The organism is Shewanella sp. 10N.286.51.B7, from assembly GCF_002873615.1.
Taxonomy (GTDB): domain Bacteria; phylum Pseudomonadota; class Gammaproteobacteria; order Enterobacterales; family Shewanellaceae; genus Shewanella; species Shewanella electrodiphila.
Genome location: NZ_MCUF01000016.1, coordinates 1 through 13,364, shown reverse-complemented (window position 1 = coordinate 13,364; position 13,364 = coordinate 1). Strand labels below are relative to the sequence as shown.

General features: G+C 39.3%; 13 protein-coding genes and 1 other RNA gene. 9 read left to right on the top strand and 5 right to left on the bottom strand.

Features of this window, described 5'->3' with window-relative positions; translation table 11 throughout:
* The first annotated feature begins 457 nt into the window (after positions 1 to 457).
* Positions 458 to 814 carry a ribosome-associated translation inhibitor RaiA gene (gene raiA / locus BCU84_RS02310; RefSeq protein ID WP_102526492.1) on the top strand — a complete coding sequence of 119 codons (357 nt, stop codon included), beginning with the start codon at positions 458 to 460 and terminating at the stop codon, positions 812 to 814.
* Positions 815 to 888: 74 nt separating this feature from the next.
* On the opposite strand, the gene BCU84_RS02305 is transcribed toward raiA, so the two are convergent.
* Positions 889 to 1,611 carry a YebC/PmpR family DNA-binding transcriptional regulator gene (locus tag BCU84_RS02305; RefSeq protein WP_102526491.1) on the bottom strand — a complete coding sequence of 241 codons (723 nt, stop codon included), beginning with the start codon at positions 1,609 to 1,611 and terminating at the stop codon, positions 889 to 891.
* Between the two features lie 263 nt (positions 1,612 to 1,874).
* Here BCU84_RS02305 and BCU84_RS02300 point away from each other — a divergent pair, with 263 nt between their 5' ends.
* Both BCU84_RS02300 and BCU84_RS02295 read left to right on the top strand, forming a co-directional pair.
* Positions 1,875 to 2,132 carry a TIGR02922 family protein gene (locus tag BCU84_RS02300; RefSeq protein ID WP_102526490.1) on the top strand — a complete coding sequence of 86 codons (258 nt, stop codon included), beginning with the start codon at positions 1,875 to 1,877 and terminating at the stop codon, positions 2,130 to 2,132.
* 156 nt (positions 2,133 to 2,288) lie between these two features.
* The gene (locus tag BCU84_RS02295) at positions 2,289 to 3,338 is read left to right on the top strand and encodes an alkene reductase (protein WP_102526489.1); all 1,050 of its coding nucleotides are present in this window, start codon (positions 2,289 to 2,291) and stop codon (positions 3,336 to 3,338) included.
* A gap of 202 nt (positions 3,339 to 3,540) precedes the next feature.
* Here BCU84_RS02295 and BCU84_RS02290 read toward each other — a convergent pair whose 3' ends face one another.
* The gene (locus BCU84_RS02290) at positions 3,541 to 6,243 is read right to left on the bottom strand and encodes an EAL domain-containing protein (RefSeq protein WP_133146612.1); all 2,703 of its coding nucleotides are present in this window, start codon (positions 6,241 to 6,243) and stop codon (positions 3,541 to 3,543) included.
* 374 nt (positions 6,244 to 6,617) lie between these two features.
* On the opposite strand from BCU84_RS02290, the gene BCU84_RS02285 reads away from it, so the two are divergent.
* Positions 6,618 to 6,959 (top strand): zinc ribbon domain-containing protein YjdM, encoded by a 342-nt coding sequence (locus BCU84_RS02285; protein ID WP_102526514.1) that lies wholly within the window; start codon positions 6,618 to 6,620, stop codon positions 6,957 to 6,959.
* 197 nt (positions 6,960 to 7,156) lie between these two features.
* Here BCU84_RS02285 and ssrA read toward each other — a convergent pair.
* Positions 7,157 to 7,511: a transfer-messenger RNA gene (gene ssrA, locus BCU84_RS02280) on the bottom strand.
* A 72-nt stretch (positions 7,512 to 7,583) separates the two neighbouring features.
* Entirely contained in the window at positions 7,584 to 8,081 is a 498-nt protein-coding gene (gene smpB, locus BCU84_RS02275; RefSeq protein ID WP_102526487.1) for an SsrA-binding protein SmpB, read from the bottom strand.
* A gap of 201 nt (positions 8,082 to 8,282) precedes the next feature.
* Between smpB and BCU84_RS02270 the strand changes: the two genes are divergently transcribed.
* Together BCU84_RS02270 and BCU84_RS02265 are read left to right on the top strand one after the other, a co-directional pair.
* Entirely contained in the window at positions 8,283 to 8,720 is a 438-nt protein-coding gene (locus tag BCU84_RS02270) for a type II toxin-antitoxin system RatA family toxin (RefSeq protein ID WP_102526513.1), read from the top strand.
* On the top strand, positions 8,710 to 9,042 hold the full coding sequence (locus BCU84_RS02265) for an RnfH family protein (protein WP_102526486.1): 333 nt from the start codon (positions 8,710 to 8,712) through the stop codon (positions 9,040 to 9,042). The genes BCU84_RS02270 and BCU84_RS02265 overlap by 11 nt, the downstream gene beginning before the upstream one ends.
* A gap of 114 nt (positions 9,043 to 9,156) precedes the next feature.
* Here the strand turns inward: BCU84_RS02265 and bamE are convergent, their stop codons facing one another.
* Positions 9,157 to 9,690: an outer membrane protein assembly factor BamE gene (gene bamE, locus BCU84_RS02260; protein WP_102526485.1), complete on the bottom strand. Its 534-nt coding sequence runs from the start codon at positions 9,688 to 9,690 to the stop codon at positions 9,157 to 9,159.
* A 345-nt stretch (positions 9,691 to 10,035) separates the two neighbouring features.
* On the opposite strand from bamE, the gene BCU84_RS02255 reads away from it, so the two are divergent.
* Genes BCU84_RS02255 through BCU84_RS02245 form a run of 3 tightly spaced genes read left to right on the top strand, consistent with a single transcriptional unit; the run spans position 10,036 to position 12,844 of the window.
* A complete protein-coding gene (locus BCU84_RS02255) occupies positions 10,036 to 10,881 on the top strand; it encodes an SAM-dependent methyltransferase (protein WP_102526484.1) in 846 nt (281 codons plus the stop codon).
* A 28-nt stretch (positions 10,882 to 10,909) separates the two neighbouring features.
* Positions 10,910 to 11,116 (top strand): hypothetical protein, encoded by a 207-nt coding sequence (locus BCU84_RS02250; protein WP_102526483.1) that lies wholly within the window; start codon positions 10,910 to 10,912, stop codon positions 11,114 to 11,116.
* Between the two features lie 9 nt (positions 11,117 to 11,125).
* Entirely contained in the window at positions 11,126 to 12,844 is a 1,719-nt protein-coding gene (locus BCU84_RS02245) for a GGDEF domain-containing protein (protein WP_102526482.1), read from the top strand.
* Positions 12,845 to 13,364: the final 520 nt, after the last annotated feature.

The following is a 13,364-nucleotide window of genomic DNA, read 5'->3' as shown; positions in this document are numbered from 1 at the left end:
AGCTGGGCTTTTTATTGAGAGAGTAATAGTCGTTTTATTCAGTATTTGTGGTTAATACTATCAATGCTTACAGCTTTAACCCTGAGCATTATTGCATCTGTATTGGCGGATAAATCGCACATGAACAAACTATCACAAACTTTATTACGGCTAATAGAATGAAAAACAATCAAAAAGTGCGCTTAATTGTTTGAAAAATGACAATAAATACAAATTCAGCGTAAAGACGACAAAAGTTGCAGATTTTGTTGTGGTTTTATGTCTATACTAAAGCTGTAAACTAAATAAATGACATAAGTATGAAAATGGAAGCAGGTTGTTTATTAAGTTAACAATGATTAATGCGATTACCCTTGTGATCTAGGACATACGCCCCCAAATCTACTTATGTAAGCACAAATATCTGCTAGAAAGTGAAGTATATAGCCAAGCTATATTATTAAAGGATAAGTTATCTATGAAAATAAATCTTTCAGGTCACCATGTTGATGTTACAGATACTGTAAAAGAAGACGTTAGCGCAAAGTTCACTAAAATTGCCAGCCATTTCCCAACGTTAATATCACTCGATATCATCATCTCAAAAGAACACGGCGAATTTGAAGTTGAAATCACGACAAATTATGAAGGAAGTCGTATAGCCGCAAAAGCCTCAGACCCTGTTATGTACCCTGCGCTTTCAAGTGCAGGCAAAAAACTTGATGCAGCATTAAAGCATCGAAAAGGTCAGCTAAAAGCTGATTTACACGCCAAACCAGAAGTTACGGCGCCTGAAATTGCTTATGAAAGAGTCCAAGAAATGGATCTTAAGTAAATCAAGCTAATATGAGTTAGATACAAAAAAACGCAGTCAAATGACTGCGTTTTTTATTGCAAAAAACTCACGGGTTAATCGTTAATTTCTGCATTATGGTAAACGTTTTGTACATCATCACAATCTTCTAACGCGTTAATGAATTTGTCGAAGGTTTCAACATCTTCACCAGTCAGTTCAGTCATGGCTTGAGGTACAAAAGTAATATGTTCAACTTCAAAGTTGATGTCAGCAATTTCTTCGGTCAAAGCAATGCGTGCTTTGCTGAATTCAGTAATAGGCGCGAATACGCTGATCATGCCATCTTCTAACTCAACGTCAGTTACATCAACATCAGCCATCATTAATAATTCAAGAATCGCTTCATCATCGTCACCAGCAAATACAAATACCGCTTGATGATCAAAACTATGAGCAACAGTGCCTGGTCCGCCTAATTTTGCATCGTTTTTAACGAATGCTTGACGAACTTCAGTGAATGTACGCTTTACGTTATCGGTTAAACAGTCAACGATAACTGAACAACCACCAGGGCCGAAACCTTCATAGCGAGCAGTATCATAATCTTCACCGCCACCGCCTCTGGCTTTTTCAATTGCGCGTTCAATAACGTGAGTAGGGACTTGATCCTTCTTTGCACGGGTAATTAGGCTGCGTAACGCAAGGTTACCATCAGGATCAAAACCACCATTTTTAGCACAAACGTATATTTCTTTACCGTAGCGCGAATAGATACGCGTTTTTTGGCCGGCAGTTTTTGCCATAGATTCTTTGCGGTTTTGGTATGCTCTTCCCATCTTGATCTCGTTTTGAATTTCGAAAAATTGCCGCTGATTCTAACAAAAATAATCGCAGCTGTTTAGTCTATATGGGCGTTGCAGTTGATGCAGATCAGCCGATATAGGATTATTAGGATTAATTTACCATAGATGGTGTTAAATTTGTGTAAGATATTGATTGCTTGAATGAGGTATTAGCAACAATAATCGTCTAGACTGAAACAAGTGATATAAAAACCATATCGTAAGCATGTAGTTAGCATCGGTAAGAGAGTAAAAATATGACAAAAGTGATTCAAGAACCGGCCACCACTGATAACGAAAATAAAGCGACGGTGACAGTATTATTTTATGAGGCTCCTGTGGGGTTATTAATGAAAAATACCGTGTTGACAGGCTTAGATGTAAGCGAAACGGGAAGGGTAATGCTGCCTAATGATTTTAGAGCAGGAAAGTCGATTATTGCTGTACTTGATGGTGAATGTAAAATCCTCAACTCATTAGGTGAACGTGTCTATGCTCAGAAAAATTTAGTCTAATTCAGAACTAAATTTCTATTTACAACGTATATACATAGCGTATTTTTAAGCGACTACTAGTGAGTCGCTTTTTCATGTTCGAATGTTAACAGGCCGAATAGTAAAATTGATTTGCGTATTCAGTTTGTTAAACCGTTTTTATCAAGGAAGTATTTTATGACCGCCACCTTGTTCACCCCGTATAAGCTCAATGACACGTTAACCCTGAATAATAAAATAATTATGGCGCCACTGACTCGTTGTATGGCTGATGATAACTTAGTGCCTACCGCTACCATGGCAGCATATTATGCCCGCCGAGCCGATGCAGGATTAATCATTAGCGAAGCGACCATTATCCGCCCCGACGGTCAAGGTTATGTGAATACCCCAGGCCTATATACACAAGCGCAAATTGAAGGCTGGAAAGTCGTCACTAAGGCTGTACATGACAAAGGCGGCAAGATTTTCGCGCAGTTATGGCATACAGGGCGTGTCGCTCATCCGTTCTTTTTTGGTGAGCAAAACGGCGAAGTGATTTCAGCATCGAATATTGGCATTGAAGGCACGATACCTAGAAATCGCGAATTAACCTATCAGCAGCCTAAAGCCGCCACTCAAGCAGATATTGCGCAACTAGTCAGTGACTACGCAACAGCAGCAAGTAACGCGATCGAAGCGGGTTTTGATGGGGTAGAAATCCACGGTGCCAATGGTTACTTAATCGATCAATTCTTGCATTACTCATGTAATAACCGCACCGATGAATACGGTGAAACACCTGAAAATATGGCGCGCTTTGCAGTCGAAGTAGTTGATGCAATTATTGCAGCTATCGGCAGTGATAGAACGGCAATTCGCTTATCACCTGGTGCATATTTCAATATGGAACCTAATCAAGGTGATAGAGCGGTATTCGATACACTGTTAAAGCAGTTAGAAAACCGTCACTTGGCATTTATACATCTTGGTATATTTGATGATGCGATGGAGTTTGATTATTTAGGTGGAACGGCGTCTAGTTATTTACGCCAGCAATATCAGCAAACATTAGTGGGCGTGGGCAGTTATACCGCCGAAACAGGTAGTAAGGCGATTGCGAATAATCAATTTGATTTATTAGCAATCGGTAGAGCTTTTATCGCCAACCCTGATTATGTCGCTAGAGTGCGCGATGGACTTGAACTCACCGCTTATGATGATGCCATGCTTGCTGAGTTAGTCTAACCAAAAGCATGAATTAGCTTTAGTTTGCTTATGCTCGCGCAATTAATAACCCTAGCTTAACCCCAATGCTGCGTCACTTCGCAGCATTTTTATGTCGCTTAAAAGTGGACATAACAGCTTCACTTAATTAGCGCTTCACTTAATTAGTGCTTCAGTTAATTAGTACTGCAGTTAATTAGTACTTAATGTTTATTAATAAGGGTTAAGCACTATTGTCTCTTTGGATAGATAAGGCGGCTTCAATCGAGGCTTCCGGTTTTCCAAGTAAAAAGCCTTGGGCATAATCAATTTGATAGTGTTTTACTTGTGAGAGTACTTGTTCTGAGTCTACAAATTCGGCTACCGTCTTAATGTTCATTTTTTTGGCAAAATGGGTCACTGTTTCAACTAAGTGTTGCGCTTTGGTGTCGATATCAAGATTGCGGATTAATGAACCGTCAATTTTGATGACATCGATATCAAGACTCATTAAATGGACAAAGTTAGAGTAGCCTGCACCAAAGTCATCAATGGCAATTTTACAGCCGAAAGGTTTTACCTTCACAATAAAGTCATGGACTAAATCATAGTTGGTGATTTCTTCACTTTCGAGCAATTCAAAGGTCAGTCTGGTTGAGGTCTCCGGGTTTGCCTTAAGCAGCTCAAATAGCTCTGCAACTCGCTCAGTATCAGCAATATCCTCCAGTGAAATATTCACCGAAAACTCATAAGGTAACTGACTAAAGAGAGAGAATGATTTTTCTAACATGGTTTTCATCATCCGAGGATAAAGTCTTGAACGTACTGCCGTTTGCATAAACATCGCAGGTGTCAGCACTGTGCCATCGTCAAGACAGATTCGCATCAAACACTCAAATTTGGGCTGTGCATCGGCTGACAATGGGTTAATTAACTGCACATACGGCGTCACCCAATCATGCTGAACAGCTGATACCAATATTCGGTTTTGATGCATGTTCGCTTCAAAGGCTTTTGGGTTTGACATATCTGGCGTAAATAATCGATATCGCTGGAACTGACGACGACCAATACGCCGCGCTAAATCTGCTTGTTGATGTAATTGAGAATATTGGTCGTTAACGCAATGTGCTCCACCTGCGCTTAAGGTGACATAGAGCTCATTACCATCAATTGTCATCGCTTGATGACTGATATGGTCAATGATGTGTTCTGCTAATTGTTGCAGTTGCTGATCACTGCAGTCACAGGCCATGAGTACTACAAACTCATCAGCCCCTGTTTTATAAAGGCTGTGAGGCGCGCAAGACAGCTCCAGGCCATTCGCGACCTTTTGAATGATAGTATCGCCAGTGGTTATGCCATAAAAATCATTTATTTCACCAAAGTTATTAATGTTGAATACCAACAAAGAACTTGCTTGATGCTTGCTTAAATCAGCATAGAGTTTTTTGCGATTAGGTAACCCAGTGAGATTATTAAAATAAGCCTCTTTAAATAGGTTACTGTTTTGCTGTTCAATTTGATGAAAGCTTTCAGCTAAAGACTGGCGCATGATTTCAAAATTATCGCCGAGTTGCTGGATTTCATCTTGGCTATTCAGTTTTAGTTTTTGGGTTAAGTCACCTTTGACCACTTTTTGGGTCCAATTGGTCAAAGTTAAAATATCCGCCGTAACGATTTTACCTACACTCATTAATAACCAACTCGCTAACGCCAATACGCCAGACAGCAACATTAATTGAAAGATAAGTGTATTTAATAGTTCTGCACCATAAAGCTTCACTTGAATAGAACCACCGTAAAACCCCATCAGTTGGCCACGCTCAATAATAGGCTGCATGACCTGGCTAAAGCCCAGTACCCACTCTCCTTGGCGCGTTTTATTGGTTTCGACATGTCGAATGGCTGGCGGTCTTTTAGCGGTAATTAACTGGCCATTGAGTGCATCTTGTTTTGCTAGTGGAATTAACTTGGACCACATGCCTTTGACAAAATAATCTGAGGTAGAGTTAAATCCCAGTTTTGTGGCTCTATCAAGCTGAATCGATTCATTTTGCTGTCTATGATGTAAAGAAATCAGTTGGCCATCGTTATCGAGAACCGCAAAGTCTGACAAGGTAATTTGAAATAGACTGGTTTGCTTTTTATCAATGCGAGTTGTCGCTTGGTTAAAGAAATGACTAATGGTTTTATCTATCTGCGTTTTTTGGTTGGTTAAATCAGTGAAATCAACCTGGTTACTGGCTAAAAGCAAGTGCATATTGTGTAAGGTGTCACTGACACTCAGCTTAATTAACTGTCTATTTTGATGTAATTGGTAACTGAAAAAAATCACTTGAGCACACACAAGGATCAACACATTGGTTAGCATTAGCTTGCGATGCAATGGCATTTTTAAATGCAGCAACCAATAGAGTAAGGGCTCAAGTAAGCAAAATAATAGAAAAGAGCCAATCAGTGCAAAAGTCAGCAATTGAGTTATTAACGCAATTTTTGGCCAATCGGCGACTTCTATTAACGAGTTCTTGTTTCCCCATGGGTTAACTGATGTATTCGGGTTATAAGGGTCTAAAATCCAAATAGGATCTTGTTCACCTTTAACCTGTAAAACCAGTTTGTATTCTATGTCGCCATGATGAAGGGGTAATGTGAATTGCCATTGATTGTCGCCATTAGCTCGCATTTGATAATAGGCATCGTCAGGGTGCCAATCGGAGAAACTGCCACTGACAAACACGCTTTCTATGTGACTTGAAGCGGATAAACCGTATTGCTGATTTAGCTTGTCTGATAAGGGTAGAGTGAGATTAATTTCATACGGCGTGAGTGCATCATGGGACATTAACGAAATGACCCAAGTTTGAATAGGCCATATACAGACAAGCACAAAAAAGATACCCAGCCTAATTTTCCATTTATGGAGATAGTGAGCAATTAAACTCAAAGGCTAGGCCTTACTAATAATAACAAGATATTCTGCTCCCAAATAACAAACTGATAAATGTTGTAGAAGTTGATGTAAGTATTAACAATTATGTATCAATATGAGCTGAATATGACCTAGGGTCAACAGCAAGTGAGCGAAAAATTGTACTGTTCAGAGGTGTAAGGGGAATTACTATCTTGTAGGTGCAAAACTCAAAGGTGCAGTCTTGTTGTAATCTAGTATCTCAGTGTTATAACTGTGACTCGAGTAATGTGCTGTTACTGGCTGAGATCCAATAAATTACGTATAATGTAAAACATCTATTTCTGCTTATTAGTGGAATGACTTCGGCTAATCAGCCTGAAAACTTATATCAATTGAGAGAAATTACCATGAGCGCTATCCCACCATGTCCAAAATGTGAATCTGTATATGTATACGAAGACGGTTCACAATTAGTTTGCCCTGAATGTGCTCATGAATGGAACCCGAATGAAGAAATCATCGATCCAGATGCAATCATTTTAAAAGATGCTGTCGGTAACTTACTGGCTGAAGAAGATAAAGTGACCTTGATTAAAGATCTTAAAGTTAAAGGTTCTTCGCTCGTTCTTAAAGTCGGCACTAAAGCGGTCATCAAACGCTTTGTAGATGCAGACCACGACATCGATTGTAAAGTTGATGGCCACGGTCAAATGATGCTTAAATCTAAGTTTGTTAGAAAACAAAACTAATTAGCATTATTGCCAATTTAGATTAGAAACACCTGCCAACAAGCAGGTGTTTTTTTATGTGAAAATTATGGGCCTGGGTTCAGCTCCCGCCGCCAAATGTGAATCAATTGAAGCGTTTTGAATAACTTGAGACGTAAATGTTTTATCTAATGCAAAGAAAAAGGGCTTAACCTTGCGGTTAAGCCCTTTTAAGTATTTGGTGGAGGCGGCGGGATTTGAACCCGCGTCCAGAAAGCCTACATCCAAGGCGCTACATGTTTAGTCTCTCTTTTGATTAACCAAGTACACTCCGAAAGACAGGATTGCAATTGGCGAGTCCGATACTATTTCGCGGTTCACCCTCGGACGGAGTTCCCTCGCTATCAAATGTAATATGACCATCTTGAATCCCTGCCCATTTGAGAGACGTGGGTAAGATGGCTAGCTAGCCTAAGCTGCTAGAGAGTAGTTAGAGTCGTTAGCAACTATAACAGTGCGGCTTTTTACGAGGCCAACCGCCCCTCGACATGCTCCCAGGGTTTCGTGAATCCTGTCGAATCCAGAATCGCCCCCAAAGTTTGTTGATTGTATCGGGTAAACGCTAAAATACCTAGCGTATTCCACTAAAATACAATCGTTTGTATATTATCCGTCCAGTCTGCTCTTTTTCATTACGCGCGACTGTTCGACTTTCCATTCTCTTTCTTTAGTGTCTTGACGCTTGTCATGGTCTTTTTTACCTTTACCTAGACCAATCTCTACTTTTACCCAAGCGCTTTTGCGCCAGTATAGAGATAGCGGCACTAAGGTATAACCTTGACGCTCAATTAAGCCTTCAAGTTTATCAATTTCGCTTCGCTTCATTAGTAGCTTTTTAGTACGAACTGGATCGCATACTACATGGGTCGTCGCTGTGTTGAGGGGCTGAACAGTACAACCATGCATGAATGCTTCACCGTTTTTGATGAAAACATAGCAATCAGCTAAGGTCACTTTACCCATACGCAAGGATTTAACTTCCCAGCCTTGTAGCTCAAGTCCTGCTTCTACTTTTTCTTCAATTTTAAATTCAAAGGTCGCGCGCTTATTACGTGTAATCGTAGCGGGTGGATTCTTTGATTTTTTCGAATTCTTTTTTACCATAATCGCGTGTACTGCCCGCTGTTATCCCATTTAAAAGATCTGCTCGTTTTCACATACTGCAGATATGGGGGAGAGAATAAACTAATCAAGGGATTATACCCAAACCACTTAAAGATGCGAGTTTATTCCTTAATCGTAATGGATGCGTTTTACTTCAAGCGTGTTAAAATTGGCAGATTGTTATCGATAGTGTTGTTATTCATGCCAAAAATTTCAAAAAATGTGCTTGTACGCTTCAGTGCAATGCAAATGTATGATCTGGTAAATGACGTTGAGTCGTACCATGAGTTTTTACCTGGCTGTGTGGGCGGTAAAGTCCTTGAGTTTGATGGTAAGACAATGGTCGCATCGGTTGATGTATCTAAAGCGGGTATTCGTAAAACGTTTACGACCCGCAATCAGGTTGTGCCTGGAAAATCCGTGTCTCTTGCTCTTGAAAATGGCCCATTTAAAAACTTAGATGGCATTTGGCGTTTTACTGAGTTGACGGAAGATGCTTGCAAAGTTGAGTTTGACTTAAATTTTGAGTTTTCAAACCCGCTTGCGGACATGGCATTTGGCCGAGTATTTAAAGAGTTAATGAATTCGATGGTGACGGCTTTTACCGATAGAGCCAAGGTAATTTACAATGACAAATGACGTTGAAACATTCTCTGTGGATGTGATTTATGCGCTCCCTACGCAACAAAAAATTATCACCATTAGTGTGATGCCTGGCACCACTTTTATTGAGGCTGTTAAGCTGAGTAATATTGTCAGTTTTTTCCCTGAAATTGATCTTGAAAAGGTCAAACTTGGAGTATTCAGCCGCCAAGCCAAGCATGATGAAGTGCTGCAACAAGGTCAGCGTATTGAGATATATAGGCCACTCATTGCGGACCCTAAAGATGTACGCCGCAAGCGAGCTGAAAAAGCCAAAGAAGAAGGTCGCAGCAACAAAATTACTGGTGCTAAGCTTTAATTTATAAACTTAAGCTATCCATGTGATACTGATGCGTAATGCTATGTGTAACGAGTTTTACGTATAAAAAAGCGGACAGCTAATGCTGTCCGCTTTTTTGTGAGTATAATTTGGTTACTCGCCTTTTGGCCGATTTTGATTACCGCCTTTAGGAACGTCATTTTCCTTTGAAATACGTTCTTCTTCAACCAGTGGCTTAGCATCACGGCGAATGGCGTTAGGCTCTTGCTCAGGTAGCAACGGAGCAACCACAGGCGCAGATACGGTTGGCAGTGCACCTTCATTAAGTGGTGTATCAAAGTCATCACTTAATTTGTAATCGCCTTCAATTTTGGTGAGTAAATCACCGTCGAAGTATAAAATAAGCTCTTTGTGAGTCACGCTGGCATTACGACCACTTTTAAAGTGATAAACGTAATACCAAATATTATCAGCGAAACTGTCACGCAGTACTGGGCGACCTAATATGTATTCGGCTTGCTCTTTAGTCATTTCAACACGTAGCTTTTCTACTTGTTGTAACTCCATGTAGTTACCTTGCGGTACATCAGGCTTATAGATTAACCAATCAAAAACACTACAGGCACTTAAAGATACTGATAGCGCAACTGCGCCTAAAAGGGTAAGACTTTGTTTTTTGTTTATCATTGTCTGCGCTATTTCCTAAAAATCTGACGCCATCATACCCAAGGCTTCCCTATGCTGACAAGTGGCTATTAACTGTTGGATGCTATAACTGTGTGAATAATAGAGTGGATAGCTGTCAGTTAGTTCCTCACAACTTAGTAAACTTGACTAATTACTCAGGTAATCGCGCTTAATTGTTACATAAATGTAGAAAAATATGGTAAATCCAAGAGTAATTATATAAGTTTGAATAATGGGTTTTAGCTGAGACAGAAAAATTGATTAATTAAGTTAATTCATAAACCTGCATAGCCCGATACGTGCTTAATATTCGCTCTAATTTGACAAAAAGAATAATGATTAACGATGTCATCAAAAGAAACTAAAAAAAATCAACAATCACTGGCACCTCAAAAATCAGCAGGTAAGGTGACATTTGTAGGTACCGGTCTGCAATTAGCTGGGCAGATCAGTGTATTAAGTAAAAGCTACATTGAAAATGCAGATATCATTTTTTCGCTGGTTCCTGATGGGTTTACTGAGCGTTGGCTAGTCAGTTTAAATGCTAATCATCACTCACTTCAGCCTTATTATGCCCAAAAAGGTGAAGTAAAAAATCGCCGTGATACTTATTCGCAAATGGTCGATGCAATACTCGAACAAGTACGTCTTGGCTTAAACGTGGTTGTTGCCTTGTATGGTCATCCTGGCGTTTTTGCTTGTGTGTCGCATTTATCGATTAAGCAGGCGAGATTAGAAGGTTATCAAGCTGAAATGCTGCCAGGAATTTCAGCAGAATCGTGCCTATGGGCTGATTTAGGTATAGATCCTGGCACTTCCGGACATCAAAGCTACGAAGCCACTCAATTTATGCTGTATCAGCATATACCTAACCCTAAGACCCATCTACTTCTGTGGCAAATATCGTTAGCAGGCGAACATACGTTAACTGAATTTTCGACAACATCAGAGCGGTTAGAGATCTTAGTGGAGCATCTATCACAGTGGTATCCGCGTGAGCATGAGGTAGTCATTTACGAAGCTGCTACCTTACCTCATTTAAAACCTAGAATTGAACGTTTCAACCTTGAGCAGTTGCCTCATGTTGAACTCAGCACCATTAGTACATTATTAATACCTCCCTCGGAGCAATTAGCTTTAAATTTCGACATATTAAAGCGCCTTGGGATTGAAGCTTGCGATATTGGATAAACCTTTCAACACTAAAATGGAAATTACTATGTCAAAACTTAGCTCTTTTTTAACGGATTTAAGCTCGGATGCAAAATTAAAACAAGCCTATGAAAGCTCGCCTGAAAAAGTCATGCAGGATTACGGCTTGAGTAAAGAGGAACAAGAAGCTGTAATGTCATGCGATGAAGGTAAAGTCTGTGCATTAATTGGGAATGTTGATAAGTCTAAAATATTGTTTGTTCATCATTCCTAGGCTAATGGCTTGAAATTTATATTATTGATTTTGTTTTTTCTAAGTCCTTTTGCTTTTGCCAATACTGACCAGCAAATTGATATAGAGTTATCGCAATTAGAAAAAACGATGAAAACTTCCCCTGATGAAGGGGGAGTGCTTTTTAGTGCCTTACATGATAAAAGCTCAATTTTAAATAATGACCAGCTTGCTAGGTTATGGATGATCGATGCCCAAAGACAAATAATGATAGGCAATTTTGAGACTGCACTTATTCGCCTAGATGATGTACAAAAAGTGGCAACAGATAGAATATTATTAACCCAGTCTTATATGTATAAGGTCACTTCATATATAGGCCTAAAAAATTACACTTCTGCATTTATTGAATTAAGAAAGAACCTTGAACGAGTAGAAACCTACCAAGATCTAGAATTAAAACTAGAGTCATATTTACGCATTTTAAATGTATACCTAGACATGGATGCATATAAAGAAAGTAAACGAATTTCTGAGAAACTATTGGACTTGAATAAACAGCAGTCACCTAAAAGCCATTGCTATGGGCTTGTAGGACTAGGCTACAGCAATTTGAATTTGAGACTCTACCAAGAAGCTACCTCCACTTTTGACGAAGCATACGCTTATTGTCAAACTCACGAGTTTTCTCTTGTTGGGGCTATGGCTCTAAAAGGGTTAGCTGAAATCAACCTGGAAATGAGTGAATATAGTAAGGCTAAAGAGCAGTTGGAAACTGCTTTAAATGTTTATCAAAGATTCAATTTCAGCTACGAACTATCAAGGACAAACGCACTATTAGCGATAGTCCACTATCATATTAAAGAATTCGAAACCGCTACCCATTATGCTGAATTGGTCAATGCGCTACCCAATGATTCTATTTATATGTTACCTAAGAGAAAAGTAAGTGAAATATTATCAATGCTTGCTAATCGACAAGGCAGATATAAAGAAGCTTATCAATATCAGGTTCTAGCTCATGCCTTAGATATGCAGATAATCAATGAGAAAAAAGTAAAAGAAAATGCCTACCAAATGGTTAAGTTCGATTCTGCAGAGAAAACTCGTGAACTGAATCAACTCGTACAAGATCATGAGATGATTGCTAAGCAGCGTAGTATGTTGAATAACGAAAAAAGCTCTTCTTTTATGTTCTCAACGGTATTAGTCGGCACGGTGGCTTTTTTGAGCTTGATGTTGTCAGCAGCTTGGATGCAGCGAAATCAATTCCGTAAACAAGCGCAAATAGATGCGTTGACAGGTTTATATAATCGAGGCGCAGGCATCGAAAAAGCTGAGAATGAATTTATTCAAGTGCAAGCTCAGCAAGGCAGTATTAGTGTCATTGTTATTGATTTAGATTGGTTTAAAAAAATTAATGATAGTTACGGCCATGCTACCGGTGACTGGGCGTTAAAAAAGGTGGCTGATACGATTACTGAACATAAACGTGCCAGTGACATTGTTTGCCGTTTAGGTGGCGAAGAATTTGCGATCTTTATGCCGTTCACTGATATTGATTTTGCATATGAATGCGCGCAAAGCTTGTGTACAGCATTTGCTAATATCAATACTCGTTACTCTGGTCATCAATTTACGATTACAGGTAGTTTTGGGGTGAGTGATTTAACTAACGATGACTTAAGCCTAGACCCTATATTAAATCGTGCAGATAACGCGCTCTATAAAGCGAAATCTGAAGGTCGAAATCGAGTAGTTAAGTCTTAAGTAAGGCATGTCTCTTTTTAAATATCATGTCGTGCTTAGTTCTCATATCAAAACAAATCCAACCAACCTATAGCTGTTTCAATTATTTTCTATTTTTAATGCGAGTTATTCATAAATAGCACTGCTATCTATCGTTTTTATTGTGGCAATGTTGGCTGTTACTGCATTACTTACCTTCATACTTTCTTGTTGCTGCCTATTTCTGGATTCCAGACTTTTGGTTCTTGCGTATTGGTTCTTGCGTATAGATTCTTGTGTATTGATTCTTTGGGTTAGTATTGTGAGCTGTGAGCTGTGAGTTTTGTGCCTGTCAGAGGACTATGGTTCGTACTCACTTAATCACTTAATCACTTAATCACTCAATCAATCACACACCTGATCAATCAGTCACTCAATCTAAGGCGCAAGTATTCAGAGTATTGCCTTTCAATGCTTTCGCTTGGGGGCTTGCTGTTGTAAGCATTCAAAACAATAGCTGTGAATTATCATTTGGCTATTTCTTTAACTATTCATTTAACTA

Excerpts from the sequence above, each read along its gene's own strand:
- BCU84_RS02305 (WP_102526491.1), bottom strand. The coding sequence starts at position 1,611 with ATGGGAAGAGCATACCAAAACCGCAAAGAATCTATGGCAAAAACTGCC.
- BCU84_RS02285 (WP_102526514.1), top strand. The coding sequence starts at position 6,618 with ATGAGCGCTATCCCACCATGTCCAAAATGTGAATCTGTATATGTATAC.
- BCU84_RS02265 (WP_102526486.1), top strand. The coding sequence starts at position 8,710 with ATGACAAATGACGTTGAAACATTCTCTGTGGATGTGATTTATGCGCTC.
- BCU84_RS02250 (WP_102526483.1), top strand. The coding sequence starts at position 10,910 with ATGTCAAAACTTAGCTCTTTTTTAACGGATTTAAGCTCGGATGCAAAA.
- bamE (WP_102526485.1), bottom strand. The coding sequence starts at position 9,690 with ATGATAAACAAAAAACAAAGTCTTACCCTTTTAGGCGCAGTTGCGCTA.
- BCU84_RS02300 (WP_102526490.1), top strand. The coding sequence starts at position 1,875 with ATGACAAAAGTGATTCAAGAACCGGCCACCACTGATAACGAAAATAAA.
- BCU84_RS02270 (WP_102526513.1), top strand. The coding sequence starts at position 8,283 with ATGCCAAAAATTTCAAAAAATGTGCTTGTACGCTTCAGTGCAATGCAA.
- smpB (WP_102526487.1), bottom strand. The coding sequence starts at position 8,081 with ATGGTAAAAAAGAATTCGAAAAAATCAAAGAATCCACCCGCTACGATT.
- BCU84_RS02255 (WP_102526484.1), top strand. The coding sequence starts at position 10,036 with ATGTCATCAAAAGAAACTAAAAAAAATCAACAATCACTGGCACCTCAA.
- raiA (WP_102526492.1), top strand. The coding sequence starts at position 458 with ATGAAAATAAATCTTTCAGGTCACCATGTTGATGTTACAGATACTGTA.
- BCU84_RS02295 (WP_102526489.1), top strand. The coding sequence starts at position 2,289 with ATGACCGCCACCTTGTTCACCCCGTATAAGCTCAATGACACGTTAACC.